This is a genomic window from Streptomyces sp. (genome assembly GCF_031181705.1).
Classification (GTDB): Bacteria; Actinomycetota; Actinomycetes; order Streptomycetales; family Streptomycetaceae; genus Streptomyces.
On sequence record NZ_JAPSKN010000081.1, the window covers coordinates 1 to 26,644 of the forward strand.

Here is a 26,644-nt window from a genome sequence, read left to right on the forward strand (position 1 = left end):
GGGCCGCGCCGGGGGGTGTCCGTCCTCGGAACGGCGCGATCGACGTGCGTGCCGACTCACTCCCCGTTGACGCGCCAACCGCTGCGGGCGGACACCCCCCGGCACGGCCCCTTGCGCCGTCCGGCGGGTGCGGGTGCGTCTCGGCTGCCGCGAAAGGCGCGTTGGCGCTGGGGGTGCCCTCTGCTCGGACAGTACGGGGACCCCGTTCCGCCGGGCTGTGTGCGCCCCGGCCCTCAGCGCCCGTGCTCCACCAACCCCGCCGCCACCAACTCCGCGTTGGAACCGGCCCGTTGCCCGTCCGGCAGGTGCAGGACGTCCTCCAGCCCGATCCGCGTCGCCAGCCCCAACTCGCCCGCCAGTCGCAGCACCGGCCACGCGCCCCCGTCCTCCCCGTGCAGCAGGACGGGCCGGCCGTGCGCGGATCCCAGCTCGGACAACAGCTCCCGGGCGGACGTCACCGCCGTCGCAGGGTCCGGGTCCGTCACCTCGGCGAGAACCCGCAGCACCCTCGGCCCGAGCGGTGAGGACGCGAACCGCCGTGCACCGTCCGTGCCGGACCAGATGCCCGCCTCCACGCCCACTCCGAGATCGAGCAGCGCGGCGGCGACCTCCTCCGCGCCGGGCTCGTGCCAGTTGACCGAGGCGTGGTCGGGCAGGACCGTCCAGCCTCGGATCCGGTCGAGCCGTGCGGCGGGGTCCGGTTCGGCCCACGCCCCCGTGGTCACCCCCACCGGCACCGGCACGCGCGCACGCAGCGCCGTCAAGGTCTCCGCCAGCACCCGCGGCGACAACGTGTCCCTTCCGCACGGCGTCTTGGGATGGACATGGACGTCCGTGGCCCCGGCCGCGACGGCGGCCGCGGCGGAGGCGGCCATCGCCTCGGGCGTCAGCGGCACCGCCGTACCGTCAGCGGCCGTCCGCGGACCGTTCAGACACACCTGCACCATGTCGACGATGGTGCCAGGTCCCACCGGCAGTGGGGGTGCGGCATCCCCGGCGCACCCCCCGCGCACCCGCATCCGTCAAGCCGACACCAGCAACCTCGCCCGCCTGGCGTCCGCCAGGGCTTCGGGCGTGAGCACGGGACGCGGCACCAGGATCCCGCAGTCCGTGCAGACCGGGCCCGTCGAGGGCTCGTGGTCCAGGTCGTACCTCCAGGTGAGTCGTTCCCCGCCGCACACCGGGCAGCCCGAGCCCGGTTCCCGCTCCAGCGCGGCGATCAGCCGGCGCAGTACCTCGGCCAGCGGTTCACGGGGATGGACCGCCGGGTCGTCGCACCACGCCACGCCGAAACCGCCCCAGGTCAGCCGGTGCCAGTCGTCCACGCTGCCCGGCCGGCGCAGCCCGTCGTGCTTCTCCTTCTTGCGGCGCTCGGCGAACTCGACCTCGTAGGCCAGCCAGACCGCCCGCGCCTCCTCCAGTTCGTCCAGTGCGGCCACGAGCCGCGCCGGATCGGGGGAGCGGTCCTCGGGGCCGAACCCTGCCCGGGAGCACAAGTGGTCCCAGGTCGCCCTGTGCCCGTACGGCGCGAACCTCTCAAGGCACTTGCGCAGCGAATAACGCCGCAAGGCCAGATCGCACCGCGGATCGCGGACCTGTCTCGCCAGACTCCGGAAACCGGCCATCGTCCTGCACCTCCGTCACACCTGCACCTGTACATCCGGTCACTTCGGCGTCGTCGTACAGACGTCGCCGAATAGACGTATCGACAAGCGAATCGGCTCCATCCGATTTCAAATGCCCTCCATAAGCCGTCCGACGAAGCTCACTTGTCGACTGCCGTGATCCGTGTGCCTGTTGTGCTGACTTCCAAAAGTGACGCTTGTTCATCTTCAAAGGCGGGGATACCGGCGGTAACATCCCGCCCACCCCACGTCGGGAGGAGCCCCCATGCCACGGCGTCACCCACGCACCGTGCTCGACAGACTGAGAACTCCCCGCGGAATCCCCGGGTTCCTGAAGACCGCATCCGTATGCGCTCTGATCGCGGGTCTTTTGTCGCCACTCTCCCCGGCGGCGGCTGCGGAGACGGCGAACGCGCAGGCCGCGCCGGTCGCCAACGACCACTGTGGGAACCAGTGTTCGGACATCCTCCCGCCCGGTCAGAACGGCAACGCCACCCTCGCCCAGATCCTCCTCAACCAGGCCTTCGGCACCCAGCCCGAACACGCCGAGGACCAGCTCGGGCCCTACAACGACCTCGCCAAGGGCTATCCGGGGCTCACCAACGAAAAGATCAACACCTTCTTCAACGACGCGTCCTTCGGCGTTCCGGCGGACCAGGTCGCCTCCACCGTCAAGCCCGCCGGACGGGGTGACGTGACGATCGTCCGGGACAAGAAGACCGGCGTGCCGCACATCACCGGCACCACGCGGTACGGCACCGAGTTCGGCGCCGGCTGGGCGGCGGCCCAGGACCGGCTGTGGCTGATGGACGTCTTCCGGCACGTCGGGCGGGGACAGCTGACCTCCTTCGCGGGTGGCGCGCCCTCCAACCAGGGGCTGGAGCAGCAGTTCTGGCGGCACGCCCCGTACACCGAGGCGGATCTGCAGGCGCAGATCGACAACGCCGTGGCCACGAACGGCGAACGCGGCGCCCAGGCCCTCGCCGACGCCAAGGCCTACCTCGACGGCATCAACGCCTACATCGACGCCTCCGACAGCGGCCGCTACTTCCCCGGTGAATACGTGCTCACCGGGCACAAGGACTCAATCACCAACGCCGGGAAGATAGAACACTTCAAGATCACCGACCTGGTGGCGCTCGCCTCGGTCATCGGCGCGCTGTTCGGCTCCGGCGGGGGCGGCGAGGTCGACAACGCGATCTCCCTGCTGGCCGCCCAGGAGAGGTACGGCGTCGCCGAGGGCACCAGGGTCTGGGAGTCCTTCCGGATGCGCGACGACCCGGAGGCCGTCCTCACCCAGCAGACCGGCAGCTTCCCGTACGCGACCAGGCCCGACGCCCCGCAGGGCACGGCCCTGCCCGACGCCGGCTCGGTGCGCGCGGAGCCGCTCGTGTACGACCGCACCGGCAGCGCCGCCGCGCCGAGCGCCACCGGCGCCTCCCGCGAGGCGACGAGGACGGCCCTGTCCTCCGCGAAGCGCGGCATGTCCAACGCCCTCGTGGTGAGCGGGAAGCACACCGCCAGCGGTCATCCCGTCGCCGTGTTCGGCCCCCAGACCGGCTACTTCGCTCCGCAACTGCTGCTGCTCCAGGAGATCCAGGGCCCGGGCATCAGCGCCCGCGGCGCCTCCTTCGCCGGCCTGAGCTTCTACGTCGAGCTCGGCCGCGGCCAGGACTACGCGTGGAGCGCCACGACCTCCGGCCAGGACATCATCGACACGTACGCCGTCGAACTGTGCCGGGACGACCACCACTACCTCTACCGCGGCACCTGCACGCCGATGGAGAAGGTCGAGCAGAAGAACGCCTGGAAGCCCACGGTCGCCGACGGCACCGCGGCCGGTTCCTACACGATGCGCGTGTGGCGCACGAAGTACGGGCCGGTGGAGTACCGCGCCACGGTCGGCGGCAGGAAGGTCGCCTACACCACCCTGCGCTCGTCCTTCCTGCACGAGGCCGACTCCATCATCGGCTTCCAGATGCTGAACGACCCCGGCTACGTGAAGGGCCCGGAGGACTTCCAGAAGGCGGTGCAGCACATCAACTACACCTTCAACTGGTTCTACGCCGACTCCGAGCACACCGCGTACTACAACAGCGGCGACAACCCGGTCCGCGCCGGCGGCGTCGACGCCGAGTTCCCGGTCTGGGCCCGTCCCGCGTACGAGTGGCGCGACTGGGAGCCGGCGACCAACACCGCCGACTACACCCCGCCCTCCGCGCATCCGCACTCCGTCGACCAGGACTACTACGTCTCCTGGAACAACAAGCAGGCCAAGGACTACACGACCGCGCCCTGGGGCAACGGATCCGTGCACCGCGGCGACCTCCTGCAGGACCGGGTGCAGCAGCTGGTCCGGCAGGGCGGGGTCACCCGGGCCTCGCTGGTCAGGGCCATGGCGGACGCCGGACTCGCCGACCTGCGGGCCGAGGACGTCCTGCCCAGGCTGCTGAAGGTCGTCAACAGCGCGCCGGTCACCGACCCCGCCGCGGCGGACGCCGTGAGCAAGCTGCAGGCCTGGGTGGCCGCCGGGGGCAAGCGCACCGAGAGCTCCGCCGGCTCCCGCACGTACGCCGACGCCGACGCGATCCGCATCCTGGACGCCTGGTGGCCGCTGCTGGTCGAGGCCGAGTTCCGGCCCGGGCTCGGCAGCGAGCTGTACCAGGCCATGACCGCCAACCTGCCTGTCGACGAGTCCCCGTCCGCGGCGCACGGCCCGACCGGCTCGCACGCCGGGAGCTCCTTCCAGTACGGCTGGTGGAGCTACGTCGACAAGGACATCCGGGTCGTCCTCGGCGAGCAGGTGAGGGGCCCGCTGGCCCGCGCGTACTGCGGCGACGGCAGTCTCGGCGCCTGCCGCGACACCCTCGTGCGCACCCTGAAGGAGGCGGCCGGCAAGACCATGGCACAGGTCTACCCGGGCGACGACGTGTGCGCGGCGGGCGACCAGTGGTGTGCTGACTCGATCAACCACCGCACCCTCGGCGGCATCAGGCACGGTCCGATCAGCTGGCAGAACCGGCCCACCTACCAGCAGGTCGTGGAGTTCACGTCGCACCGGTGAGCACGCCGGGTACGCGGTGACGTACCGTCCGGCGGCGGGTCAGCGGACGCGGCCCCGCCGCCGGGACCGGCCGGGCGGGTCCCGCGTACAGCATGTCGCTGGGCGCGCCGGCCGCCCCCGACGCGGGGCCGCGGGCCGCTCAGCGGTAGAGGAGGTACTTCCGCCGGGTCCGGCGGAACGCCGCGAGCTCCTCCTGCCACCCGGCCACGACCTCGTCGGTGTCCGCGCCCGCGTCGATCATCGTGCGCACGCGCGTGCTGCCGGTGAGTCTGTCGATCCAGTGGTCCGGGCGCCAGGCGAAGCCGCTCCAGACCCGCTTGGCGGTGACCAGCAGGCCGACCCCGGTGCGCACGGGGTCGAAGGCCGCCCGGTCGTGCACATGGAGCTGCACCCCGCCGATCGTCCTCCCCTGGAACTTGGAGAAGGTGGGCGCGAAGTACGCCTCCCTGAACCGGACCCCGGGCAGGGCGAGTTCGTTCGCGGCGGCCGCCCAGCGCCGGTCGATCCCCTCCGCGCCGAGCAGCTCGAACGGCCGGGTGGTGCCGCGCCCCTCCGACAGGTTGGTGCCCTCGAACAGACACGTCCCGGAGTACACCAGCGCCGTCTCCGGCGTGGGCATGTTGGGGCTCGGCGGCACCCAGGGCAGCCCGGAGGCGTCGTAGAAGTCCGAGCGCCGCCAGCCCGACATCGTCACGGTCTCCAGCGGCACCGGCTCGGTCAGGAACTCGCCGTTGAACAGCCGCGCCAGCTCAGCGACGGTCATGCCGTGCGCCTGCGAGATCGGCTGCCGTCCGACGAACGTCGCGAACTCCCGGTGCAGGACGGGCCCGAGGGCCGCCCGGCCGGTGACCGGGTTGGGCCGGTCCAGCACCACGAACCGCTTTCCCGCGAGCTGCGCCGCCTCCATGCAGTCGTACAGGGTCCAGATGTACGTGTAGAAGCGCGCGCCGACGTCCTGGATGTCGAAGACGACCGTGTCGACGCCGGACGCGGTGAAGATGTCCGCGAGCGGGCGGCCGCTCTTGAGGTACGTGTCGTAGACGGGCAGTCCGGTGGCCGGGTCGTCGTGGCGGCCCTCGGAGCCGCCGGCCTGGGCGGTGCCGCGGAAGCCGTGCTCCGGGCCGAAGACGGCGGTGAGGTCGACACGGTCGTCCGCGTGCATCACGTCGACGATGTGACGGGCCTCGCGGGTGATGCCGGTGGGGTTGGTGACGACGCCGGCCTTCTGGCCGGCCAGCAGGGCGTAGCCGTCACGGGCGAGTCGTTCGAAGCCGGTGCGGAGCCGGTGGTGGGGCGGGGCTGCGGCGGCGGTGGGCGCTGTCGAGACGGCGGCCGTGGCGGCTGCCGTGAGGACGGCTCGTCTGGAAGGGCGCATGAAGTGGCCTCCGTGATCCGTTTTCTGCCGGTTCGTCGTGGCTGGTCGCGCAGTTCCTCGCGCCCCTAGGGTGCTGCGCCACCCCCTTCCTTCAAACATACCGACCGGTTAGTCTGGGCCTGTTGCTGAGCCGCGTCTTAAGGAGACCGATGGTGGGAGCCTTTCAGGGGTCGGGCGTCGTTGTCACGGGAGCCGGGGGCGGGATCGGAGCCGCGCTCGCCCGGCGGTTCGCCGCCGAGGGTGCCCGGGTGATCGTCAACGACCTGGACGCCGAGCGGGCCAAGCGCGTCGCGGAGGAGATCGGCGGGACGGCCGTGGCCGGCGACGCCTCGGCGATCGTCGACGACGCCCGGGACGCGCTCGACGGAACCGTCGACGTCTACTGCGCCAACGCCGGAGTCGCCTTCGGGGACGGCGACGCGGACGGGCCGCTGGACGAGACGGCCTGGGCCGCCTCCTGGGACGTGAACGTGATGGCGCACGTCCGGGCAGCCCACGCCCTGCTGCCCCACTGGCTGGAGCGCGGCAGCGGACGGTTCGTCTCCACCGTCTCCGCCGCCGGGCTGCTCACCATGATCGGCGCCGCCCCCTACGCCGTCACCAAGCACGGCGCCCTCGCCTTCGCCGAGTGGCTGTCGCTGACCTACCGGCACCGGGGCGTGAAGGTCCACGCCATCTGCCCGCAGGGCGTGCGCACCGACATGCTGGCCGCGACGGGCAGCGCGGGCGACCTGGTGCTCCAGCCGACCGCGATCGAGCCGGAGGACGTGGCGGACGCCCTGTTCAAGGGCGTCGAGGAGGACCGCTTTCTGATCCTGCCGCACCCCGAGGTGGCCGGGTACTACCAGGCCCGGGCCGGGGACCCCGACCGGTGGCTGTCGGGCATGAACCGCCTCCAGCAGCAGTGGGAGGCCGGCCGGTGACCGGATCCCGTTACGCGGCCAAGCCCTGGCTCGCCCTGCTCAGCGACGCCCAGAAGGGCCCCATCGACCCTGCGGACTCCCTGGTGCACGCCCTGCGCCGGGTGGTGGCCGAGGCGCCGGACGCCGACTTCCTGGCCTACTTCGACGGCCGGCTGACCTACCGGGACGCCGACGCGCTCAGCGACTCCGTCGCCGGGCACCTCGCGGCACGGGGGCTGGAGCGCGGCGACCGGGTCGCGGTGCTGCTGCAGAACTCCCCGCACTTCGTGCTCGCCGTGCTCGGCGCCTGGAAGGCGGGCGCGGTCGTCGTGCCCGTCAACCCGATGTACAAATCGGGCGAGGTGGCCCACGTCCTGCGCGACGGCGAGGTGGCCGCGCTGATCTGCTCGGACCGGGCCTGGGAGTCGTACCTGCGCGAGACGGCGGCCGACTCGCCGGTGCGGATCGTGCTCACCGGGTGCGAACTGGACTTCCAGACCCGCAGCGACGCGCGCGTGCTGACCTTCGAGCGGTTGCCGCAGGCCCCGGACGCGGACGACCTGGTGGCCGTGGCGCGGGCCGGGCACAAGGCGCCGGAGGACCGGGACCCCGACCCGGCCGCCATCGCGCTGATCAGCTACACCTCCGGCACCAGCGGCACGCCCAAGGGCGCCACCAACACGCACCGCAACATCATGTACAACGCCGAGCGGCAGCGGACCGGCCTCGGCCTGCCCGAGCGGCCCGTGTACTTCGCGCTGGCACCCCTGTTCCACATCACCGGCATGGTCTGCCAGTTCGGTGCCTGCCTGAACAGCGGGGGCACGCTCGTGCTGGCCTACCGCTTCGAGGCGGGCGTCGTCCTCGACGCGTTCGCCGAGCACCGGCCGCACTACACGGTCGGCCCGTCCACGGCCTTCATGGCCCTGGCCGCGCACCCCTCGGTCACCCGGGACCACTTCTCCTCCTTCCGGGTGATCTCCTCCGGCGGCGCCCCGCTGCCCCCGGCACTGGTGGAGAAGTTCCGGGCGGGCTTCGGCCCGTACATCCGCAACGGCTACGGACTGACCGAGTGCACCGCGCCCTGCGCCTCCGTGCCGCCCGGCCTGGAGGCGCCCGTCGACCCGGTCTCCGGGACCCTCGCGGTGGGCCTGCCCGGCCCCGACACGGTCGTGCGGATCGTCGACGACCACGGTGACGAGGTGCCCTTCGGCGAGCAGGGCGAGATCGTCGTCGGCGGCCCCCAGGTCGTGCCCGGCTACTGGCGCCGCCCCGACGCCACCGCCGCGACCTTCCCCGGCGCCGAGCTGCGCACCGGCGACATCGGCTTCATGGACGAGCAGGGCTGGCTGTACGTCGTCGACCGCAAGAAGGACATGATCAACGCGTCCGGCTTCAAGGTGTGGCCGCGCGAGGTCGAGGACGTGCTCTACACGCACCCGGCGGTGCGGGAGGCCGCCGTGGTGGGCGTGCCCGACGGGTACCGCGGCGAGACCGTCAAGGCGTACATCAGCCTGCGCCCGGGCGCCGAGACGGACCCGGATGCGCTGGCCGCCCACTGCAAGGAGAGACTGGCCGCCTACAAGTACCCGCGCCAGGTGGAGATCCTGCCGGACTTGCCGAAGACGGCCAGTGGGAAGATCCTCCGTCGGGAACTGCGTTCCCGGACACAAGGCAACTGACAGCAGTACGGAAAGGCAGGTGGCGGCAGTGCCCAGGACCACGGACCCGGACGGCACTCCCGTCCCTCAGCGGCTGCTGGCCGCCGCCACCCGGCTCTTCGCGGAGCAGGGCTACGACCGCACCTCGGTGCAGGAGATCGTCGAGGCGGCCGGTGTCACCAAAGGGGCGCTGTACCACTACTTCGGCTCGAAGGACGACCTCCTGCACGAGGTGTACGCGCGCGTGCTGCGCATCCAGCAGGAGCGGCTGGACGCGGTGGCGGGTGCGGACGAGCCGGTCGAGAAGCGGTTGCGGGCCGCGGCGGCGGACGTCGTGGTGACGACGATCGACAACCTCGACGACGCGTCGATCTTCTGGCGGTCGATGCACCACCTCAGCCCGGAGAAGAACAAGCAGGTGCGGGCGGAGCGGCGGCGCTACCACGAGCGCTTCCGCGCGCTGGTCGAGGAGGGCCAGGAGGCGGGCGTCTTCTCCAGGGCGACGCCGGCCGACCTGGTCGTGGACTACCACTTCGGCTCGGTCCACCACCTGTCGACCTGGTACCGCCCGGACGGGCCGCTCAGCCCCCAGGAGGTCGCCGACCACCTGGCCGACCTGCTGCTGCGCGCCCTGCGCCCGTAACACGCCGACCGGGGTTCAGGGGCCCCGCGCCCCCTGAACCCCCCGGCCTCACAGGTACCTCTTCAGCTCCCGTCGGGCCAGCGACCGCTGGTGCACCTCGTCCGGCCCGTCCGCGATCATCAGCGTCCGCGCCCCCGCGTACAGCTCCGCCAGCGGGAAGTCCTGGCTCACGCCACCCGCCCCGTGCAGCTGGATCGCCCGGTCGAGGATCTCCACCACCGCCCGGGGGGTCGCGATCTTGATGGCCTGGATCTCGGTGTGCGCCCCGCGGTTGCCCACCGTGTCCATCAGCCACGCCGTCTTCAGCACCAGCAGCCGCAGCTGCTCCACCGTCACGCGCGCGTCGGCGATCCAGTTGTGCACCACGCCCTGCTGCGCCAGCGCCTTGCCGAAGGCATGGCGCGACACCGCCCGCCGGCACATCAGCTCGATCGCCCGCTCGGCCATGCCGATCAGCCGCATGCAGTGGTGGATGCGGCCGGGCCCGAGTCGCGCCTGCGCGATGGCGAATCCGCCGCCCTCCTCGCCGACGAGGTTGGACACCGGCACGCGCGCCTGGTCGAAGACCACCTCGGCGTGCCCGCCGTGGTAGTGGTCCTCGTACCCGAACACCTGCATGGCGCGCGTGATCGTGACGCCCGGGGTGTCGCGCGGCACCAGCACCATGGACTGCTGGCGCCGGATGTCCTCCCCGTCCGGGTCGGTCTTGCCCATGACGATGAAGATCTTGCAGTCGGGGTGCATGGCCCCGGAGATGTACCACTTGCGGCCGGTGATGACGTACTCGTCGCCGTCCCGCTCGATGTGGGTGGTGATGTTGGTGGCGTCGGAGGAGGCCACGTCCGGCTCGGTCATCGCGAACGCCGAGCGGATCTCGCCCGCCAGCAGCGGCTCCAGCCACTGCTTGCGCTGCTGCTCGTCGCCGAACTGGGTGAGCACCTCCATGTTGCCGGTGTCGGGCGCCGCGCAGTTCGTCACCGTCGGCGCCAGTTGCGGGGAGCGGCCCATGATCTCGGCGAGGGGCGCGTACTGCAGGTTGGTGAGCCCGGCGCCGTACTCGGAGTCCGGCAGGAAGAGGTTCCACAGGCCCTGCCTGCGGGCCTCGGCCTTCAGCTCCTCCACCACGGGCACGGTCTCCCACGGGGAGTCGAGCCGCTCGCGCTGCTCGTGCGCGACGGCCTCGGCCGGGTAGACGTACTCGTCCATGAAGGCGAGGAGCTTGGCGCGCAGCTCTTCGGTGCGCGTGTCGAAAGCGAAGTCCATACCGATCAGCCCTCCTGGAGGCCTTCGTTGAGCGTGGTCAGTCCGTGCCGGACGAAGACGGGCACGAGGTCGCCGATGCGGTCGAAGCCGCGCCCGACCGTCTGGCCGAGCGTGTAGCGGTAGTGGATGCCCTCCAGGATCACGGCGAGCTTGAACCAGGCGAAGGCCGTGTACCAGGAGACCGCGGAGACGTCGCGTCCCGAGCGCGCGGCGTACCGCTCGATGAGTTCGGACGGTGCTGGATGCCCGGGCGCCTCGGCGGTGGTGGAGACGGGGGACCCGGGCATGCCGAGCGGCATGCTGTACATGACCAGCAGGCCGAGGTCGGTGAGCGGGTCGCCCAGCGTCGACATCTCCCAGTCGAGGATGGCCCGGATCGAGTCGTCCTCGCCGATCAGCACGTTGTCGAGCCGGTAGTCGCCGTGCACCACGGCCGGGGCGGGGGAGCGGGGCAGCTCGCGCCCGAGCGCGGCGTGCAACTCGTCGATGCCGTCCAGGTCGCGGTTGCGGGAGGCGTCCAGCTGCTTGCCCCAGCGCCGCAGTTGCCGGTCCAGGAAGCCCTCGGGCCGGCCGAAGTCGGCCAGACCCACCTCGGCCGGGTCGACCGCGTGCAGCTCCACCAGCGTGTCGACCAGGTTCAGCACCGTGCCCCGGGTGCGCTGCGCACCGAGCGGGACGAGCTGGTCGGCCGTGCGGTAGGGCGTGCCCTCGACGAACTCCATGACGTAGAAGGGCGCCCCGAGCACCTCCTCGTCCTCGCACAGCAGCACCGGCCGCGGCACCGGCACCGCGGTCGGGTGCAGCGCGCTGATCACCCGGTGCTCGCGCTTCATGTCGTGCGCGGTGGCCAGGACGTGGCCGAGCGGGGGCCGTCGTACGACCCACCGCTCGCTGCCGTCGGAGACCGCGTACGTGAGGTTCGACCGTCCGCCCTCGATCAGCCGGCCGGACAGCGGTCCGCCGACCAGTCCGGGCCGCTCCCGGTCGAGCAGGCCGCGCAGCCGGTCGAGATCGAGTCCGGGCGGGTGGTCGGGGCTCATGCGTCGCTCCTACGGGCAGGGGGAACAGTTCCCGACTCATGATGCCGACCGGTCGGTATGTCGTCCAGAGGGGGGCCGAAACGTGATCGGAGCCACGATAGGCCGACGGCGGCCCGCGCGGGGCTCCCGGGGGCTTTCCGGCCGGTTCGTTCAGGCCATCCAGGTTGCGCGCCGACCGCCGAGCCTTGAGGGTCGGATCCATGAAGGCGATCAGCTACTCCCGGTACGGCGGGCCCGAGGTGCTGGCGTTCGGGGAGGTGCGCGACCCCGTGGTCGGCCCGGACGCGGTGCTGGTGAAGGTGCGGGCGGCGGCCGTGAACCCCGTCGACTGGAAGGCCCGCGAGGGTCATCTGGAGCCTGTCCTCGCCCCCGTCTTCCCCGTGGTGCCCGGCTGGGACCTCGCGGGCGTCGTCGTCCGGCCCGGCGTGGCCGTCTCGGAGTTCGACGTCGGGGACGAGGTCATCGGCTACGTCCGGGAGGACTTCCTCTCCCGCGGCACCTTCGCCGAGTACGTGGCCGCGCCCCTGCGCACCCTCGCGCCCAAGCCGCGCAACCTCACCTGGGAGGAGGCGGCCGGCCTGCCCCTGGTGGGGCTCACCGCCTACCAGGTGCTGCGCAGGGTGCTCGAAGTGAAGCGGGGCGAGACCGTCCTGGTGCACGCGGCGGCCGGTGGCGTGGGCTCGATCGCCGTGCAGCTCGGCATCCACCTCGGGGCGCGGGTGATCGGTACGGCGAGCGAGGCGAACCACGATTTCGTGCGCGGCCTGGGCGGGGAGCCGGTGACGTACGGGGAGGGCCTGGGGGAGCGGGTGCGGGGGCTGGCGCCCGAGGGGGTGGACGCGGTCTTCGACACGGTCGGCGGGGACGCGCTGAAGGCCTCCGCCAACCTGCTCGCCCCCGAGGGCCGGCTGGTGTCCATCGCCGACAACGAGGTGGTGAACTACGGCGGCCGCTACTACTTCGTCCGCCCCGACGCCGAGGACCTGCGCCGGCTGTCCGGACTGGCGGAGCAGGGCGTGGTGAGCGTGCACGTCGACGAGACGTTCCCGCTGGAGCGGGCGGCGGACGCGCACCGGCTGAACCAGGAGGGCCGCACCCGGGGCAAGATCGTCGTGACGGTGGACTGGGGGAGCGACGGCGAGTGAGAGTCGCGCGGTCCCGAGTGGGGCACCGCCTAGAGGACGAGAGCCGCCCCGCACACCGCCATCGCCACCGTGCACAGCACCGCCGCCGCGGCGTGCCGGGGCGCGAAGGCCACGGGACCGGGCGTCGCCGCGAGGACGCGGATCCGGCGGTGGGCGATGCCGAGGACTCCCAGCCAGAGCACACAGCACAGCGCGCACGCCAGGATCCCGGCCGCGGACGCCCCGCCGTGCAGCGTGGTCTTCACGGCGAGCAAGGCGACGACCGTGCCGGACAGGGTCGTACGCCGCCACGCGAGCCGGGTCCGTTCCGGCTGCAGCCCGGGATCGCGACCGGCATCCCGCCGGACCGCCGCCGGGCTCACCCCTCCCACCCCACGAGCACGACGAAGACCATCGCGACGGCCACGACCGCCACGACGAGGCTCAGCAGCGCGGGGAACCGGGACACCGGCAGGTCCTCGCCCCGGCGCATGGCCCGCTCGCAGCGCACCCAGTGGTTGACCGCCCGGAGCGAGCAGAGCACGCCCGCGGCCAGCAGGGCCAGCGCCAGCCCGACCCGCCAGCCCCAGCGCAGGTCCGGCAGGAACTGGTCCACGGCGAAGCCGCCGCCGATCAGCGCGAGCGCGGTGCGCAGCCAGGCGAGGAAGGTGCGTTCGTTCGCCAGCGAGAACCGGTAGTCGGGCGTCTCACCGTCCCGCCGCACCTCCGCGGGCGCGAACCACAACCGGACGTTCCGTACGAACTCGATCACGTGCGCGACCCTACCCGGGGCGGGATCGCCCACCGCGTCAGCCCGCGGCCCGGAACGCCCTGAGCCGTTCGTACGCCGCCAGCCCGTCCGGCACCCACGCCCAGTCGGCCAGGTGCCGCTCCACCTCGTCCTCGGGCAGGAAGGCGTGCCAGTCGACCTCCTCCACCTGCGGTCGCACGGGCAGCTCGCAGCGCACCTCGTACACCGCCGACCACCAGCTGCGGCCGGCGCCGTCGTCGTAGCGGAACTTGAAGAGGAAGCGCGGGTCCGGCAGGCCGCACACCCCCAGTTCCTCCTCGGCCTCGCGCAGGGCGGCCGTGTCGTAGGCCTCGCCCGCGCCGACGACCCCGCCGACGAACATGTCGTACAGGGAGGGGAAGACCAGCTTGGCCGGGGTCCGCCGGTGCACGAAGATCCGGCCCTCGGCGTCCCGGGCCTGGACGAACACGCAGCGGTGCCGCAGTCCCCGGGCGTAGGCCTCGCCCCGGGGGGACTGACCGACCACCCGGTCGTGCTCGTCGACGATGTCGAGGATCTCGTCAGCAGCGCTCATGGCCTCATCCAAGCAGGGGCCGGGCGGGGGTCGTCAGGAGGAGGCCGGGCTCACGGCCGGCGCGGCGACCGGCGCGGGCCGCGGCGCCCCCGTGGGCATCGCCGGATGCAGCCCCAGCAGCACGATCCCGGCGACCACGGCCGCCAGACCTCCGGCCTCCCAGGTCAGCGCCACCGCGTCGGTGCGCAGCCGGTCGCCCAGGAAGCCGACACCGCAGACGATCCCGGCGAGCGGCTGGGCCGCGGTCAGGGCGGGCAGCGACTTGCGCAGGGACGCCGTCTCGAAGGCGCTCTGCACGAGGACCAGCCCGGTGACGCCGAGCGCCAGGACGGCGTAGGGCTGCCAGCCGGTCATCAGCTCGGCCAGACCACCCTCGGCGACCGTCTGCCCGCTCACCCGGGTCAGCGCGTCCTGCACTCCGTACAGCAGCCCGGCGGCCAGCGCCAGCAGCACCGGCCCCGAGCCCAGCCGGGAGCGCCGGCCGCGAGCGGTCAGGAGCAGGGCGAGCGCGATCATCACGCCGATGATCAGCCACTGCCGTACCGGATCGGCGCTCGCCGTGCCGCCCTCGGGCCGCCCCGCCACGATGAACGCCGTGACGCCGCCCGCGAGCAGCAGCAGACCCGCCCAGCCCTGGCGGCCCAATGGCTGCCGGGACTGCTTGCGGGACAGTGCGAGCGCGAAGAGCAGATTCGTGGCCAGCAGCGGCTCCACCAGCGACAGCTCGCCCTGCCCGAGCGCGGCGGCGCCCAGTGCCATGCCGGCCACCATCAGGCCGATGCCACCGAGCCAGCGGGGCACCTTGACCAGGTCGAGCAGGAGCCGGAAGGAGAGGAAGTCGTTCAGTGGGGCCCGCTGGGCCGCGTTCTGCTGCAGGACGAACCCGAAGCCCAGGCAGCAGGCGGCGCTCAGGGCGAGGGCCAGGACAAGAACCGACACGCGGTGTACCTCGATGATCAGGTCGGGTCACGGTTGCGTAGGGGCCGACTGTACCGGCCGGCTCGCCCGGCGCGCCCGTACGTCCTGCCATCGTCGGGGCCGCTGCCGCCGCACGCTATGACGTACGCCACAAAGGGCGAAAGGGGTGATTCAACTGCATGTCACTGACTCCTCAGGGGCCTCCTCGATCCCAAACCCCTCATGAGGAACGGCACTTGACGCGTGTAACGCGACGACGGGCCTTGACGGCAACCGTTGGCGGGGGGTTGGCTGTCCGTGATCAGTTCATGGCGGTGCGCACACTCGCACACCGGTGACCACCGTGAGCCGAAACACCAGAAGAGCGCGTGAGGAAGTCCCGCGGTGTCCCCACCCCCGCCTCCCCTCGGCCGTGGCCGCAAGCGTGCGGCGCAGGCCTTCGACGAGGCCCTCGACGACGCCGACCTCGTGACCGCGCGCGCCGCCCTGGCACAGGGCCGCTGGCAGAGCGCCCGTTCCCTGCTGGTCCACACCGGGGACGACTGGGACCGCCGCGGCCACCGCGTGGCGGTCCTGGCCCGCGAGTCCTACACGGCCGCCTGGGCCCGCGAGTGGCTGCTCGCCGAACCCGAGTCCGCCGACGCCCCCGTCCTGCTCGCCGTGGCCGAGGTCCGGCGTGTCCTGCACGGCAAGGCCAGACCGGCCCGCGCCCGCGAGGCCATCCAGGAGGCCGCCGACCGCCACCCGGCCGACCCCACCCCCTGGCTCGGACTGCTCATGCTGGAGTGCGCGGTCGGCGGCGACCAGGACGTCATCCGGACCTTCGAGCAGGTCCGCGCCCGGTACGCCGACCACCACCACGCCCACCACCTGATGGTCGCCCGCCTGGCCGGCCGTCGCACGGAGGCCGGCCCCGACCCCCTGCACGAGGTCTACGACTTCGCCAACTGGGCCGCCGAACAGGCACCCGCCGACTCCCCGCTCGCGATCCTGCCGGTCATCGCCCACGCCGAGCGCTACCGCGCCCTGGCCGCCGCCGGGCATGAGTCCCCCGACCCGGCCGCCTCGGGCCACTGGACCGGCCGCCGTGCCCGGCAGGTGATGAAGGCCGCCTTCGACTGGTGGCTGGAGTGGGAGCTGGAGGGCCATCCGCGGCGGCTGATCGACCTGAACTTCCTCGCCCACGCCAAGTTCTGCGAGGGGCGGGGCGCCGAGGCCGCCGCCCTGTTCCACCGGATCGGCCGCCACGCCACCCCAGCGCCCTGGTCGTACCCGGACCGCGACCCGCACACCGCCTTCGCCGCCGCCCGCGCCGGCGCGCTCGGCGCGGCCTGACCCCCGTATCCCACCAGTGAGGACGCCCTCCCGATGACCACGGACAGTTCGACAACGAACACCTCCGCCCCAGGCGGCATCAGTACGTTCAAGGGGCAGGAGCGCGCCCTGCGCGCCGACCGGCTCGGCACCGGGGGCCTGCTGCTCTCCGTGCTCGCCGCGACCGCCCCGCTCATGGTCGTCGCAGGTGTCATGCCCACCACATTCGCGGTGATGGGCATCGTCGGCCAGCCCCTGCTCTTCGTGGTCCTGGGCGTCGTCCTGATCCTGTTCGGCATCGGCTACGCCGAGATGAGCCGCCACGTCCACAACGCGGGCGCCTTCTACGCCTACATCGCCCGCGGCCTCGGCGGCACCGCCGGAGCGGGTGCCGCCCTGGTCGCCCTCGTCGCCTACAACGCGCTCCAGATCGGCATCTACGGCATCCTCGGCTTCGAGGTCTCCGGGCTCCTCGCCACCTACGCCGAGATCGAGGTCGCCTGGTGGATACCGGCCCTCGTGGCCGCGCTCGCCGTCGGGCTGCTGGGCTGGCTGAAGATCGACGTCAACGCCCGCGTACTCGGCGTCCTGCTGGTCATCGAGGTGCTCCTGGTGGTGATCTTCGACATCGCGGCCCTCGCCGACCCCGGCAAGGAGGGCCTGTCGCTGCACGCCTTCAACCCCGACACCCTCACCGGCGCGGGCGTCGGCACCGCGCTGTGCTTCTGCGTCGCCGCGTTCCTCGGCTTCGAGCAGGCCCCCGTGTACGCCGAGGAGACCAGCCGCCCGCACGTGCTGGTGCCGCGCGTGATGTTCCTCGCCGTCGGCGGGGTCGCCGTCTTCTTCGCGCTGAGCAGCTGGGCCCTGACCGTCGCCACCGGCCCCGCCGCGATCGTCGGCACGGCGCAGAAGCAGAGCGCCGGACTGCTGTTCTTCCTCACAGAGTCCCGCCTCGGGGGCACCTTCACGGACGTGCTGCACGTCCTGTTCGTCACCGGCATGTTCGCGGCCCTGCTCAGCTTCCACAACGTCGTCGCCCGGTACGCCTTCGCCATGGGCCGCGAGGGCCTGCTGCCCGCCGCCTTCGGCCGCACCAGCGGCAGCAGCGGTGCCCCCGGCACCGGTTCGCTGCTGCAGAGCGGGGTGGCCGTGGTGGTCGTGAGCGCCTTCGCGATCGCCGACGACAGGCCGGCCGGCGACCCGACCGCCCCCGTTCTGCACCTGTTCACCTGGCTCGGCAACATCGGCGCCCTCGGCGTGATCGTCCTCATGGCGGCGGCCTCCCTGTCGGTCGTCGTCTTCTTCGTCCGCCGCGGCGCCGCCGGCGCCCAGGCCTGGCGGCTGGTCACCTCCACGCTGGCCGGGATCGCCCTGCTCGTCATCGCCGGCTACACCGTCAGGGACTTCGACGTCCTGGTCGGCGCCGGCCCCGGCTCCGCACTGAGCTGGGTGCTGCCCGGCATCATCGGCCTCGCCTGCGTCTCCGGCCTGGTCCTCGGCCTGGTCCTGCGCGCCCGCGCTCCCCAGAAGCACGCCCGGATCGGACTCGGCAACGAGGCCTTCCAGCTGGACAAGGCGGCGTCGTCCTGACCGTGCCCGCACGAGAAGTGGTTACGGAACTCTGACGAGCACCCGCGATCCCTGTCCTGGAGGGACCGCGGGTGTTCGAATGCGTACGTGAATCAGGACAGACACGAGGGCGTGGACGCAGACCACCCCGAGGACCGGGGCACCCCGGTCGGCCGCCGCGTCTTCCTCGGCACCCTCGCCCTGGGCGCCCTCGGCGTGGTCGCCGCACCCCCGCTGCAACGCGGCCTGGAGGGCTTCCTCGGCAGCGCCGCCGACCAGGACCCCACCGGCCTGACCGGCCTGCTCCCGAACGGCGGCGGCTTCCGCTACTACTCGGTCGCCTCGTCGGTTCCGCGCAAGAACGCCGGCACCTACCGCCTCAGGGTCGACGGCCTGGTCGACCACCCCACGACCTACACCCTGGCCGACCTCAGAGCCCTCCCGCAGACCCGCATGGTCCGCGACGTCCAGTGCGTCACCGGCTGGCGCGTCCCGGACACCCCCTTCGAAGGCGTACGCCTGTCCCGCCTCCTGGACGCGGCCGGAGTCCGCCCCACGGCCCGGGCGATCCGCTTCACCTGCTTCGACGGCACGTACACCGAGAGCCTCACCCTCGGCCAGGCCCGCCGCGCCGACGTCCTGGTCGCCCTGCGCATGCGGGACAAGGACCTCGGCCACTCCCACGGCGGCCCGGTCCGCCTCTATGTGGCGCCCATGTACTTCTACAAGTCCGCCAAGTGGCTCTCCGGCATCACCGTCACCGACGAGGTCCGGCCGGGCTACTGGGAGGAGCGCGGCTACGACGTCGACGCCTGGGTGGGCCGCTCGAACGGACGGGACGATGAGCCTACGAGCTGACCCGCGCCCGGCGGCGGCCGACGTGCGCCGCTTCACCCCGGCACAGCGCTGGATCCACCGCACCACGGCCGCGCTGATGGGCGTCTGCGTGGTGACGGCGGCCTGCCTCTACGTCCCGCAGCTCGCCGAACTCGTCGGCCGCCGCGCCCTCGTCGTCACGCTGCACGTCTGGTCGGGGCTCGCCCTGCCCGTCCCGGTGCTGGCGGGCCTGGCCTCCCGTGCCTTCCGCGCCGACCTGGGCCGCCTCAACCGCTTCGGCCCGCACGACCGCACCTGGCTGCGTGCCGCCCTGCGCCGCGACGCACGGCACGGCTCCCGCCCGGCGGGCAAGTTCAACGCCGGCCAGAAGATCTACGCGGCCTGGATCGCCGGCGCGAGCGTGGTCATGCTCGCCACGGGCCTGATGATGTGGCTCACCCACCTCACCCCGCTCTTCTGGCGCACCAGCGCGACCTTCGTCCACGACTGGCTGGCCCTCACCCTCGGCATCGTCCTGGCCGGCCACATCGGCATGGCCCTGGCGGACCCGGAGGCGAGAAGGGGCATGCGCACGGGCAGGGTGAGCGGTGAGTGGGCGGACAGGGAACACCCTCTGTGGCGCGAGTAGCCCTTCACCCCAGGGGCGCGGGGAACCGCGCGACGAGCCACGACGCCCCCGCGCAGGCACGACCGCGCCACGGCTCACGGCGCCGTGGCGCGGCGCGGCGCGGCGCTCCTAGATCACCAGGGACAACAGCAGGACCAGACCGCCGGCGACCACCGAGATGATCGTCTCCATCACGGACCAGGTCTTGATGTTCTGGCCGACGCTCAGCCCGAAGTACTCCTTCACCATCCAGAACCCGGCGTCGTTGACATGGCTGAAGAACAGCGATCCGGCGCCGATGGCCAGGACGAGGAGGGCGGCGTGCGTGGTGGACATGTCCGCCGCGAGCGGGGCGACCAGACCGGCCGCCGAGACCGTGGCCACCGTCGCCGAACCGGTCGCGAGCCGGATCACCACGGCGATCAGCCAGGCCAGCAGCAGCGCGGGGATGGCCCAGTCCTCGGAGATGTCGAGGACCATCTGCCCCACACCCGTGTCGATGAGCGTCTGCTTGAAGCCACCGCCCGCGCCGACGATCAGCAGGATGCCCGCGATCGGCATGAGGCTCTTCTCGACCAGCGGCGAGATCCGCTCCTTGGAGAACCCGGCGGGCCGCAGCAGCGTGAAGATGCCGACCAGCACCGAGGCCAGCAGGGCGATCATCGGGGCGCCGATGACGTCGAAGACGCGCTGCACCGGGTTCTCGGGGTCGTCCACGACGATGTCGACCAGCGCCTTGGCGAGCATGAGGATCACCGGGAGCAGCACGGTGAAGAGCGTGGCGCCGAAGCCGGGACGCTTCTCCAGTTCCTCGGAGGCGCGCTGCGGGATCATCTTCTCGGGGGCCGGGACGTCGACCCAGCGGGCCGCGTACCTGGAGAACACCGGCCCCGCGATGATCACCGTGGGGATGGCGACGAGGACGCCGAGCGCCAGGGTCACGCCCAGGTCGGCCCCGACGGCGTCGATCGCGACCAGCGGACCGGGGTGCGGCGGCACCAGGCCGTGCATCACGGACAGGCCCGCGAGCGCCGGGATGCCGATGCGCATCAGCGAGTAGTTGCCGCGCTTGGCCACCATCAGCACCACCGGGATCAGCAGCACGATGCCGACCTCGAAGAACAGCGGCAGTCCGATCACGGAGGCGATGAGCACCATCGCCCACGGCATCGAGCGCCCGCCCGCCCTGGCCAGGATGGTGTCGACGATCTGGTCGGCACCGCCGGAGTCGGCGAGCATCTTGCCGAGGATCGCGCCGAGGGCGATCAGCACACCGACACCGGCGACCGTGGAGCCGAGGCCGGCGCTGAAGCTGGTGAGGACCTTGTCCAGGGGCGCCCCGGCGATCGCGCCGAGCGCCAGCGACCCGATGGTCAGCGCCAGGAAGGCGTGCAGCTTGAACTTGGTGATGAGCAGGACGATGACGGCGATGCCCGCCAGGACGGCGATGCCCAGCTGAGCGTGGCCGGCCGAGGTGATCGGCTCGGGTGCGTCCGCTGCCAGCATCTCGACGCTGAGTCTGGTCACGGGGTGTTTCCCTTGCGTTGGGGAGTCGGGGGAGAAGGGGACCGGTGAGGGGCTAGCCGATCGGCTCGGGGAGCGAGCCGAGGGCGTGCGCCGCCCGCTCGGTGATCTCCGCCGGGCTGCCCGCGACGTCCACGGCGACCCCCGCCTCGTCCGCCTGGAGCGGCTGGAGCGTGGCGAACTGGGAGTCGAGCAGCGCCGTGGGCATGAAGTGCCCCTGCCGGTGCGACATCCGGTCCTCGATCAGCGCGCGGTCACCCGTGAGGTGCACGAAGACCACGCCGGGCGCGGCGGCCCGCAGCCGGTCGCGGTACGACCGCTTCAGCGCCGAGCAGCTGACCACGCCGCCGAGCCCCGCCCGCCCCTGCGCCCAGTCGCCGATGGCGTCCAGCCAGGGCCCGCGGTCCTCGTCGGTGAGCGGTGTACCGGCCGACATCTTGGCGATGTTGGCCGGAGGGTGGAAGTCGTCGCCCTCGGCGTACGGAACGCCGAGCCGGGCGGCGAGCAGGGGACCGATGGTGGTCTTGCCGGTGCCCGCGACGCCCATGACCACGACGACCTGGGGGGTGTTCATCGCTGCCTCACTGTCCGCTGTCTTCGTCGACACGTGATGTCGACGCAACTGAAACCCATTAGGTACGACGAATTCAAGAGCCTGTGATGAATAAGTCTGACTTTTTGTCTCCGTGATCTACCCCGTACGCTGAGTGCATGAGCGCACCGGGCCGGGGGCTGCACGGCCACGTACTGGACACCCTCGGCCCCGAGATCACCGCGGGGGAGTACCCGCCGGGCAGCGTCCTGCGCACGGACGAGCTCGCCCAGCGCTTCGACGTGTCACGCTCCGTGATGCGCGAGGCGGTCCGGGTCCTGGAGTCCATGCACCTGGTCGAATCCCGCCGCCGCGTCGGCGTCACGGTCCGCCCCGAGTCCGAGTGGAACGTCTACGACCCGCAGGTCATCCGCTGGCGGCTGGCCGGCGCCGACCGGCCGCGGCAGCTGCGCTCCCTGACCGTGCTGCGCTCGGCGATCGAACCGGTCGCGGCCGGCCTCGCCGCCCGGCACGCCACGTCCGAACAGTGCGCCGAGCTCACCGAGTGCGCCCTCGGCATGGTCGCCCACTCACGCGGACACAAGCTGGAGGGGTATCTCTTCCACGACGTCGCCTTCCACCGCGTCATCCTGTCGGCCTCGGGCAACGAGATGTTCGCCCGCCTCGGCGACGTGGTCGCCGAGGTCCTGACCGGCCGCACGCAGCACGACGTGATGTTCGAGGACCCCGACCCGGCCGCCGTCACGCTGCACGTCCGGGTCGCCGAGGCGGTCCGCGCGGGCGACGCGGCCCGGGCCGAGGAACTGACCCGCGAGATCACGGTCGGCGCCCTCCAGGAACTCGACATCCTGGCGCCGTGACGCCGCTACGGCAGGAAGTCCCCGTCGACGTACACCCACGCCCCGTCGATCCGCTCGAAGCGGCTCCGCTCGTGCAGCGACCCGCCCCGGTAGGACGCCCGGAACTCCACGGTCCCGGCCGAGTGGAACGCCGATCCGTCACCCGTGCCCAGGATCTCCAGCCCTGTCCAGCGCATCCCCGGGTCGAGCTCCAGCGTCCCGGGCCGGGTCCGCGGGTGCCAGGTCCGCAGCAGATAGCCGGCGTCGCCCCTGACGAAGGCGCAGTACCGCGACCGCATCAACGCCTCGGCGGTCGGCGCGGCGGCGGAACCGGAGTGGTAACGGCCGCAGCAGGCCTCGTAGGGCCGGGAGAGCCCGCACGGGCAGGAACGCCTGGTCATGGTCACCTCTTCGCGGGAAACGCCCGAGGGCCGTGACCTCGCGGTCACGGCCCTCAGTTCAAGTGTCCGAGGGGGGACTTGAACCCCCACGCCCGATAAAGGGCACTAGCACCTCAAGCTAGCGCGTCTGCCATTCCGCCACCCGGACAAGGTGTCTGTCGCGCGGGCTCTCCCCGCGGCGACGACGTAAACATTACCAGGCTTTCGAGGGCGACCGATCACCCCCCGTCCCCGCCCCGGCCGGGCGTGAACGACGTGTGACGGGCCGGGCGGGCCCTTGGGGAGCGGGCCGGACAGAGGGAGGATGAAGGGGACCCACCAGCAGTGACACCGGGAGGAAGCACGTGAGCGAGACGGACACGGCCAGGAGCGTCACCGGCGAGGACGAGGTCGTGGACCTCTGCCGCGAGCTGATCCAGATCGACACCAGCAACTACGGCGACCACTCGGGACCGGGCGAGCGCAAGGCGGCCGAGTACGTCGCCGAGAAGCTCGCCGAGGTCGGACTCGAACCGCGGATCTTCGAATCCCACCCGGGCCGCGCCTCCACGGTGGCCCGCATCGAGGGCGAGGACCCCTCTCGGCCCGCGCTCCTCATCCACGGCCACACCGACGTCGTTCCGGCCAACGCCGACGACTGGACCCACCACCCCTTCTCCGGGGAGATCGCCGACGGCTGCGTCTGGGGCCGCGGGGCGGTCGACATGAAGGACATGGACGCCATGACGCTGGCGGTCGTCCGCGACCGGCTGCGCAGCGGGCGCAGGCCGCCGCGCGACATCGTCCTGGCGTTCCTCGCGGACGAGGAGGCCGGCGGCACCTACGGGGCGCGCTACCTCGTCGACCACCACCGGGACCTCTTCGAGGGCGTCACGGAGGCGATCAGCGAGGTGGGCGGCTTCTCGTTCACGGTGAGCGAGGAGCGGCGGCTGTACCTGATCCAGACGGCCGAGAAGGGCATGCACTGGATGAAGCTCACCGTGGCCGGCACCGCGGGGCACGGTTCGATGATCCACCGGGACAACGCGATCACCGAACTGTCGGAGGCCGTCGCCCGGCTCGGGCGGCACAAGTTCCCGGTGCGGGTCACCAAGACCACCCGTGCCTTCCTCGACGAACTCGGCGACGCGTTCGGCACGGAACTCGACCCGGAGGACATGGAGTCGACCCTCGCCAAGCTCGGCGGCATCGCCAAGCTCATCGGCGCGACCCTGAGCAACACGGCCAACCCCACGCAGCTCGGCGCCGGCTACAAGGTCAACGTCATCCCCGGAGAGGCCACCGCCCACGTCGACGGCCGCTTCCTGCCCGGGTTCGAGGACGAGTTCCTCGCCGACCTCGACCGCATCCTCGGCCCGAAGGTGCGGCGCGAGGACGTGCACGCCGACAAGGCCGTCGAGACCACCTTCGACGGTGCGCTCGTGGAGGCCATGCAGTCCTCGCTGCTGGCGGAGGACCCGACCGCCAAGGCGATCCCCTACATGCTCTCCGGCGGGACGGACGCCAAGTCCTTCGACGACCTGGGCATCCGCGGCTTCGGCTTCGCGCCGCTGAAGCTGCCGCCCGAGCTGGACTTCGCCGGCATGTTCCACGGCGTGGACGAGCGGGTGCCGGTCGACGGCCTGAAGTTCGGGGTGCGGGTGCTCGACCGGTTCATCGACGCGTCCTGAGAAGAGGCCGGACACGAGCCGGTATTCGGGCGCGTGTGCGAAATCGACTGGGAAGAGTGAATGCGACCATAAGCTCGTAGCCTCATTACTCCAGCCTCGTTACAGGTAATGCGATCGCAAGATGGGTCGCTTTGCCAACTAGGAGGAATAATGATCAAGAAGGTCGTCGCTGCTGCGGCTGCCACCGGTGGGCTGGTTCTCGCGGGTGCGGGCCTCGCCGTCGCCGACTCGGGTGCCCAGGGTGCCGCCGTGCACTCCCCGGGTGTCGTGTCCGGCAACGTCATTCAGGTGCCCGTTCACGTCCCGGTGAACGTCTGCGGCAACACGGTCTCCGTGATCGGGCTGCTGAACCCCGCCTTCGGCAACACCTGCATCAACAAGTGATGCTTCCCCCTCTCTGAGGGGAGTTTCAAAGCCACCGGTCCCGGAGCGCCAGCCATGCGCTCCGGGACCGATCGCTTCTTCACGGGAATTCGAGAAGAATTCGATAAAGGGTCGAAGGCAGGTATTCAGCAATGCGACAGGTCACCCGCAAGGGTCTGATGACCGTGGCGGCCGCGACCGGCGTGATCGCCGCCGCGGGCGGCTCCGCTCACGCCGCCTCGGGTGCGCAGGGCTCCTCGTCGGGCTCGCCCGGCGTGCTGTCCGGGAACACGGTGCAGGCGCCCGTGCACGCGCCGGTCAACGTCTGCGGCAACACGGTCAACGTCGTCGGCGTGCTCAACCCGTCGGTGGGCAACTCCTGCGCCAACCAGGGCGGTGGATCGTCGGGGGGATACGGCGATCACGGCGGCCACGGCGGCTCGCACGCGGGCGGTCACGCCACCGACTCGCCCGGCGTCGGCTCGGGCAACCACGTGCAGGCCCCGGTGTACGCGCCGGTGAACGTCTGCGGCAACAGCGTCGACATCATCGGCATCGGCAACCCCAGCACGGGCAACGACTGCTCGAACGGCGGCCACGGCGACCCGCACGGCAACCCGCCCGGCGGCGGCCACGAGACCCCGGGGCAGCCGGGCGGCCCGGGACACCCCGGGAACCCGGGCAACCCCGGCGGTCCGGGCGACCCCGGCAACCCCGGACACCCGGGCGGCCCCGGGACACCGGACAAGCCCGGTGACCCCGGAAACCCGGGTGATCCCGGCGAGCCCGGCCACCCCGGAGCCCCGGGTACGCCGCCCACCACCGGCGTCGAGACGCCGGGCGGCTCCTCGCACGGCAACGAACCGGGTGGCCAGTTCGTCACCCAGCCCCGTGGCGACGCCCAGCTCGCCGCCACCGGCAGCGAGCTGCCGCTCGGGCTCGCCCTTCCCGCCGGCGCCGGCGCCCTGCTGGCGGGCGCCATCCTCTACCGCAAGGCCCGCGCCTCCGCCTGAGGCACCCGGCCGGACGACCCCCGCCGACGGAGCGGGCCCCGCCGAGGGCGGGGCCCGCTCCGTCATGTGCCTTCTCCGGGCACCGTCTCAGCTCACCACGTCGCCCGCACCTGGCGGATGATGCGCCGCCGCAACCGCACCTTGCGGCTGCCGTCGCGCAGCAGGCTCAGTCGGTGCAACTCCCAGTGTCCGTACTCCGCGTGGTCCGTCAGCAGACGTGCCGTCTCCTTGCGGGAGACCCCGCGCGGTACGTACACGTCGACAAATTCGTATTCCGGCATCGCATCTATTGTGCGGGCTGGGGCCTCGTACGGATAGCGTCTGCACTATGTCTGATGCTGCGCAGCCCACCGCTGCCGAGGTACGCGCCGCCGCCGAGGCGGTCAAGACCGCGCTCGACCGCCACCTGGCCGCGGTCGAACGCAGGTCGGGGGAGGACGACCCGGCCGTCTACGAGGCGTTCAACCAGCTGGCCGCGGCCGCAGAGGTGTACGACGAACTGCTCTACGACCGCTATGACGAGGTCACACCCTTCGAGATCCCCGGTGCGGAGGACGCGCTTCCCCCGTACACCGGCCCCGAGGAGCCGAACGCGCTGAGCGTACTGATCCGCCGCGACTACGCCGTCGCCGAACCGCAGCGGCTGCTCGCGCATGCGCAGCGGATCGAGGCGGCCGACGGCGACGAGGGCTCCCCGGCCTCCGGGACGGTCCACGGCGCGCTGGGCCTGCTGTTCGGCGAGTTCGAGCCCGACGAGATCGCCTCCCGGCACAAGGAGTTCGGTCTTGAGGAGGGCGACTCCACGCTCTGGGTGACGGCGGCGGACGAACCGGCCGAGCCCGGGGAGTGGCTGGAGGCGCCGTTCGAGCAGGTCGACGCGGAGCAGGTGGTGTGCCGCTTCGACGTCAGCGCCGTCTTCGACGACGAGGTCGACGCCCTCCACGACGACGCCGAAGACCTGGAGGACCTCGACACCGACTTGGACGAAGACGAAGTCGACGGCGAGGACGAGGA

27 protein-coding genes and 1 tRNA gene are annotated in these 26,644 nt (G+C 72.0%); 14 read left to right on the forward strand and 14 right to left on the reverse strand.

Features of this window, described 5'->3' with window-relative positions:
• Positions 1-233 precede the first annotated feature (233 nt).
• The gene (locus RIN80_RS16750; RefSeq protein ID WP_309096406.1) at positions 234-947 is read right to left on the reverse strand and encodes a 3-keto-5-aminohexanoate cleavage protein; all 714 of its coding nucleotides are present in this window, start codon (positions 945-947) and stop codon (positions 234-236) included.
• Positions 948-1,022: 75 nt separating this feature from the next.
• Complete coding sequence (locus RIN80_RS16755) at positions 1,023-1,625, reverse strand: hypothetical protein (protein ID WP_309096407.1); 603 nt, start codon at positions 1,623-1,625, stop codon at positions 1,023-1,025.
• Between the two features lie 265 nt (positions 1,626-1,890).
• Here RIN80_RS16755 and RIN80_RS16760 point away from each other — a divergent pair, with 265 nt between their 5' ends.
• A complete protein-coding gene (locus tag RIN80_RS16760; RefSeq protein WP_309096408.1) occupies positions 1,891-4,689 on the forward strand; it encodes a penicillin acylase family protein in 2,799 nt (932 codons plus the stop codon).
• A 139-nt stretch (positions 4,690-4,828) separates the two neighbouring features.
• Here RIN80_RS16760 and RIN80_RS16765 read toward each other — a convergent pair whose 3' ends face one another.
• Positions 4,829-6,064, reverse strand: coding sequence for a DUF1343 domain-containing protein (locus tag RIN80_RS16765; protein WP_309096409.1), 1,236 nt, complete (start codon positions 6,062-6,064; stop codon positions 4,829-4,831).
• 149 nt (positions 6,065-6,213) lie between these two features.
• Here RIN80_RS16765 and RIN80_RS16770 point away from each other — a divergent pair, with 149 nt between their 5' ends.
• Genes RIN80_RS16770 through RIN80_RS16780 form a run of 3 tightly spaced genes read left to right on the forward strand, consistent with a single transcriptional unit; the run spans position 6,214 to position 9,270 of the window.
• Positions 6,214-6,987, forward strand: a complete 774-nt coding sequence (locus tag RIN80_RS16770; RefSeq protein WP_309096410.1) for an SDR family oxidoreductase — start codon at positions 6,214-6,216, stop codon at positions 6,985-6,987.
• A complete protein-coding gene (locus RIN80_RS16775; RefSeq protein WP_309096411.1) occupies positions 6,984-8,648 on the forward strand; it encodes an AMP-binding protein in 1,665 nt (554 codons plus the stop codon). The genes RIN80_RS16770 and RIN80_RS16775 overlap by 4 nt, the downstream gene beginning before the upstream one ends.
• 28 nt (positions 8,649-8,676) lie before the next feature.
• Positions 8,677-9,270 carry a TetR/AcrR family transcriptional regulator gene (locus RIN80_RS16780; protein WP_309096412.1) on the forward strand — a complete coding sequence of 198 codons (594 nt, stop codon included), beginning with the start codon at positions 8,677-8,679 and terminating at the stop codon, positions 9,268-9,270.
• A 48-nt stretch (positions 9,271-9,318) separates the two neighbouring features.
• On the opposite strand, the gene RIN80_RS16785 is transcribed toward RIN80_RS16780, so the two are convergent.
• Together RIN80_RS16785 and RIN80_RS16790 are read right to left on the reverse strand one after the other, a co-directional pair.
• Positions 9,319-10,533 carry an acyl-CoA dehydrogenase gene (locus tag RIN80_RS16785; protein ID WP_309096413.1) on the reverse strand — a complete coding sequence of 405 codons (1,215 nt, stop codon included), beginning with the start codon at positions 10,531-10,533 and terminating at the stop codon, positions 9,319-9,321.
• A gap of 5 nt (positions 10,534-10,538) precedes the next feature.
• Positions 10,539-11,573 carry a phosphotransferase family protein gene (locus RIN80_RS16790; RefSeq protein ID WP_309096414.1) on the reverse strand — a complete coding sequence of 345 codons (1,035 nt, stop codon included), beginning with the start codon at positions 11,571-11,573 and terminating at the stop codon, positions 10,539-10,541.
• 200 nt (positions 11,574-11,773) lie between these two features.
• On the opposite strand from RIN80_RS16790, the gene RIN80_RS16795 reads away from it, so the two are divergent.
• On the forward strand, positions 11,774-12,718 hold the full coding sequence (locus RIN80_RS16795; protein WP_309096415.1) for an NADP-dependent oxidoreductase: 945 nt from the start codon (positions 11,774-11,776) through the stop codon (positions 12,716-12,718).
• Positions 12,719-12,747: 29 nt separating this feature from the next.
• Here RIN80_RS16795 and RIN80_RS16800 read toward each other — a convergent pair whose 3' ends face one another.
• Genes RIN80_RS16800 through RIN80_RS16815 form a run of 4 tightly spaced genes read right to left on the reverse strand, consistent with a single transcriptional unit; the run spans position 12,748 to position 14,961 of the window.
• Complete coding sequence (locus RIN80_RS16800) at positions 12,748-13,080, reverse strand: DUF202 domain-containing protein (RefSeq protein WP_309096416.1); 333 nt, start codon at positions 13,078-13,080, stop codon at positions 12,748-12,750.
• Positions 13,077-13,469, reverse strand: a complete 393-nt coding sequence (locus tag RIN80_RS16805; protein ID WP_309096417.1) for a DUF202 domain-containing protein — start codon at positions 13,467-13,469, stop codon at positions 13,077-13,079. The genes RIN80_RS16800 and RIN80_RS16805 overlap by 4 nt, the downstream gene beginning before the upstream one ends.
• Positions 13,470-13,506: 37 nt before the next feature.
• Positions 13,507-14,022, reverse strand: a complete 516-nt coding sequence (locus RIN80_RS16810; protein ID WP_309096418.1) for an NUDIX domain-containing protein — start codon at positions 14,020-14,022, stop codon at positions 13,507-13,509.
• Between the two features lie 33 nt (positions 14,023-14,055).
• A complete protein-coding gene (locus RIN80_RS16815) occupies positions 14,056-14,961 on the reverse strand; it encodes a DMT family transporter (RefSeq protein WP_309096419.1) in 906 nt (301 codons plus the stop codon).
• Between the two features lie 363 nt (positions 14,962-15,324).
• Between RIN80_RS16815 and RIN80_RS16820 the strand changes: the two genes are divergently transcribed.
• The 4 genes from RIN80_RS16820 (at position 15,325) to RIN80_RS16835 (ending at position 19,288) form a co-directional block, all read left to right on the forward strand.
• Positions 15,325-16,275: a hypothetical protein gene (locus RIN80_RS16820; protein WP_309096420.1), complete on the forward strand. Its 951-nt coding sequence runs from the start codon at positions 15,325-15,327 to the stop codon at positions 16,273-16,275.
• A 33-nt stretch (positions 16,276-16,308) separates the two neighbouring features.
• Positions 16,309-17,844, forward strand: a complete 1,536-nt coding sequence (locus RIN80_RS16825; RefSeq protein WP_309096421.1) for an APC family permease — start codon at positions 16,309-16,311, stop codon at positions 17,842-17,844.
• Between the two features lie 87 nt (positions 17,845-17,931).
• Positions 17,932-18,681 carry a molybdopterin-dependent oxidoreductase gene (locus RIN80_RS16830; RefSeq protein ID WP_375141716.1) on the forward strand — a complete coding sequence of 250 codons (750 nt, stop codon included), beginning with the start codon at positions 17,932-17,934 and terminating at the stop codon, positions 18,679-18,681.
• Positions 18,665-19,288, forward strand: coding sequence for a cytochrome b/b6 domain-containing protein (locus RIN80_RS16835; protein ID WP_309096422.1), 624 nt, complete (start codon positions 18,665-18,667; stop codon positions 19,286-19,288). Before RIN80_RS16830 ends, RIN80_RS16835 begins: the two co-directional genes overlap by 17 nt.
• Positions 19,289-19,396: 108 nt before the next feature.
• On the opposite strand, the gene RIN80_RS16840 is transcribed toward RIN80_RS16835, so the two are convergent.
• Both RIN80_RS16840 and RIN80_RS16845 read right to left on the reverse strand, forming a co-directional pair.
• A complete protein-coding gene (locus tag RIN80_RS16840) occupies positions 19,397-20,794 on the reverse strand; it encodes a gluconate:H+ symporter (protein WP_309096423.1) in 1,398 nt (465 codons plus the stop codon).
• Between the two features lie 52 nt (positions 20,795-20,846).
• Complete coding sequence (locus tag RIN80_RS16845) at positions 20,847-21,365, reverse strand: gluconokinase (RefSeq protein WP_309096424.1); 519 nt, start codon at positions 21,363-21,365, stop codon at positions 20,847-20,849.
• Positions 21,366-21,502: 137 nt separating this feature from the next.
• Here RIN80_RS16845 and RIN80_RS16850 point away from each other — a divergent pair, with 137 nt between their 5' ends.
• The gene (locus RIN80_RS16850) at positions 21,503-22,204 is read left to right on the forward strand and encodes a FadR/GntR family transcriptional regulator (protein ID WP_309096425.1); all 702 of its coding nucleotides are present in this window, start codon (positions 21,503-21,505) and stop codon (positions 22,202-22,204) included.
• A gap of 5 nt (positions 22,205-22,209) precedes the next feature.
• Here RIN80_RS16850 and RIN80_RS16855 read toward each other — a convergent pair whose 3' ends face one another.
• Together RIN80_RS16855 and RIN80_RS16860 are read right to left on the reverse strand one after the other, a co-directional pair.
• Positions 22,210-22,584: a YchJ family protein gene (locus tag RIN80_RS16855; protein ID WP_309096426.1), complete on the reverse strand. Its 375-nt coding sequence runs from the start codon at positions 22,582-22,584 to the stop codon at positions 22,210-22,212.
• Between the two features lie 63 nt (positions 22,585-22,647).
• Positions 22,648-22,732, reverse strand: a tRNA-Leu gene (locus tag RIN80_RS16860).
• Between the two features lie 196 nt (positions 22,733-22,928).
• On the opposite strand from RIN80_RS16860, the gene RIN80_RS16865 reads away from it, so the two are divergent.
• From RIN80_RS16865 to RIN80_RS16875, 3 genes are all read left to right on the forward strand, one after another.
• The gene (locus RIN80_RS16865; RefSeq protein ID WP_309096427.1) at positions 22,929-24,254 is read left to right on the forward strand and encodes a M20/M25/M40 family metallo-hydrolase; all 1,326 of its coding nucleotides are present in this window, start codon (positions 22,929-22,931) and stop codon (positions 24,252-24,254) included.
• Between the two features lie 150 nt (positions 24,255-24,404).
• Positions 24,405-24,638, forward strand: a complete 234-nt coding sequence (gene chpH / locus RIN80_RS16870) for a chaplin ChpH (RefSeq protein ID WP_010988036.1) — start codon at positions 24,405-24,407, stop codon at positions 24,636-24,638.
• 131 nt (positions 24,639-24,769) lie between these two features.
• Entirely contained in the window at positions 24,770-25,630 is an 861-nt protein-coding gene (locus RIN80_RS16875) for a chaplin (RefSeq protein ID WP_309096428.1), read from the forward strand.
• A gap of 92 nt (positions 25,631-25,722) precedes the next feature.
• Here RIN80_RS16875 and RIN80_RS16880 read toward each other — a convergent pair whose 3' ends face one another.
• Positions 25,723-25,911: a DUF5703 family protein gene (locus RIN80_RS16880; protein ID WP_010045410.1), complete on the reverse strand. Its 189-nt coding sequence runs from the start codon at positions 25,909-25,911 to the stop codon at positions 25,723-25,725.
• Between the two features lie 47 nt (positions 25,912-25,958).
• Here RIN80_RS16880 and RIN80_RS16885 point away from each other — a divergent pair.
• A partial coding sequence (locus tag RIN80_RS16885; protein ID WP_309096429.1) for a hypothetical protein occupies positions 25,959-26,644 on the forward strand: 686 nt, incomplete at its 3' end.

Coding starts and splice junctions, on each gene's coding strand:
- RIN80_RS16750 (WP_309096406.1), bottom strand. CDS start 947: ATGGTGCAGGTGTGTCTGAACGGTCCGCGGACGGCCGCTGACGGTACG.
- RIN80_RS16755 (WP_309096407.1), bottom strand. CDS start 1,625: ATGGCCGGTTTCCGGAGTCTGGCGAGACAGGTCCGCGATCCGCGGTGC.
- RIN80_RS16760 (WP_309096408.1), top strand. CDS start 1,891: ATGCCACGGCGTCACCCACGCACCGTGCTCGACAGACTGAGAACTCCC.
- RIN80_RS16765 (WP_309096409.1), bottom strand. CDS start 6,064: ATGCGCCCTTCCAGACGAGCCGTCCTCACGGCAGCCGCCACGGCCGCC.
- RIN80_RS16770 (WP_309096410.1), top strand. CDS start 6,214: ATGGTGGGAGCCTTTCAGGGGTCGGGCGTCGTTGTCACGGGAGCCGGG.
- RIN80_RS16785 (WP_309096413.1), bottom strand. CDS start 10,533: ATGGACTTCGCTTTCGACACGCGCACCGAAGAGCTGCGCGCCAAGCTC.
- RIN80_RS16790 (WP_309096414.1), bottom strand. CDS start 11,573: ATGAGCCCCGACCACCCGCCCGGACTCGATCTCGACCGGCTGCGCGGC.
- RIN80_RS16795 (WP_309096415.1), top strand. CDS start 11,774: ATGAAGGCGATCAGCTACTCCCGGTACGGCGGGCCCGAGGTGCTGGCG.
- RIN80_RS16810 (WP_309096418.1), bottom strand. CDS start 14,022: ATGAGCGCTGCTGACGAGATCCTCGACATCGTCGACGAGCACGACCGG.
- RIN80_RS16825 (WP_309096421.1), top strand. CDS start 16,309: ATGACCACGGACAGTTCGACAACGAACACCTCCGCCCCAGGCGGCATC.
- RIN80_RS16835 (WP_309096422.1), top strand. CDS start 18,665: ATGAGCCTACGAGCTGACCCGCGCCCGGCGGCGGCCGACGTGCGCCGC.
- RIN80_RS16845 (WP_309096424.1), bottom strand. CDS start 21,365: ATGAACACCCCCCAGGTCGTCGTGGTCATGGGCGTCGCGGGCACCGGC.
- RIN80_RS16850 (WP_309096425.1), top strand. CDS start 21,503: ATGAGCGCACCGGGCCGGGGGCTGCACGGCCACGTACTGGACACCCTC.
- RIN80_RS16855 (WP_309096426.1), bottom strand. CDS start 22,584: ATGACCAGGCGTTCCTGCCCGTGCGGGCTCTCCCGGCCCTACGAGGCC.
- chpH (WP_010988036.1), top strand. CDS start 24,405: ATGATCAAGAAGGTCGTCGCTGCTGCGGCTGCCACCGGTGGGCTGGTT.
- RIN80_RS16875 (WP_309096428.1), top strand. CDS start 24,770: ATGCGACAGGTCACCCGCAAGGGTCTGATGACCGTGGCGGCCGCGACC.
- RIN80_RS16880 (WP_010045410.1), bottom strand. CDS start 25,911: ATGCCGGAATACGAATTTGTCGACGTGTACGTACCGCGCGGGGTCTCC.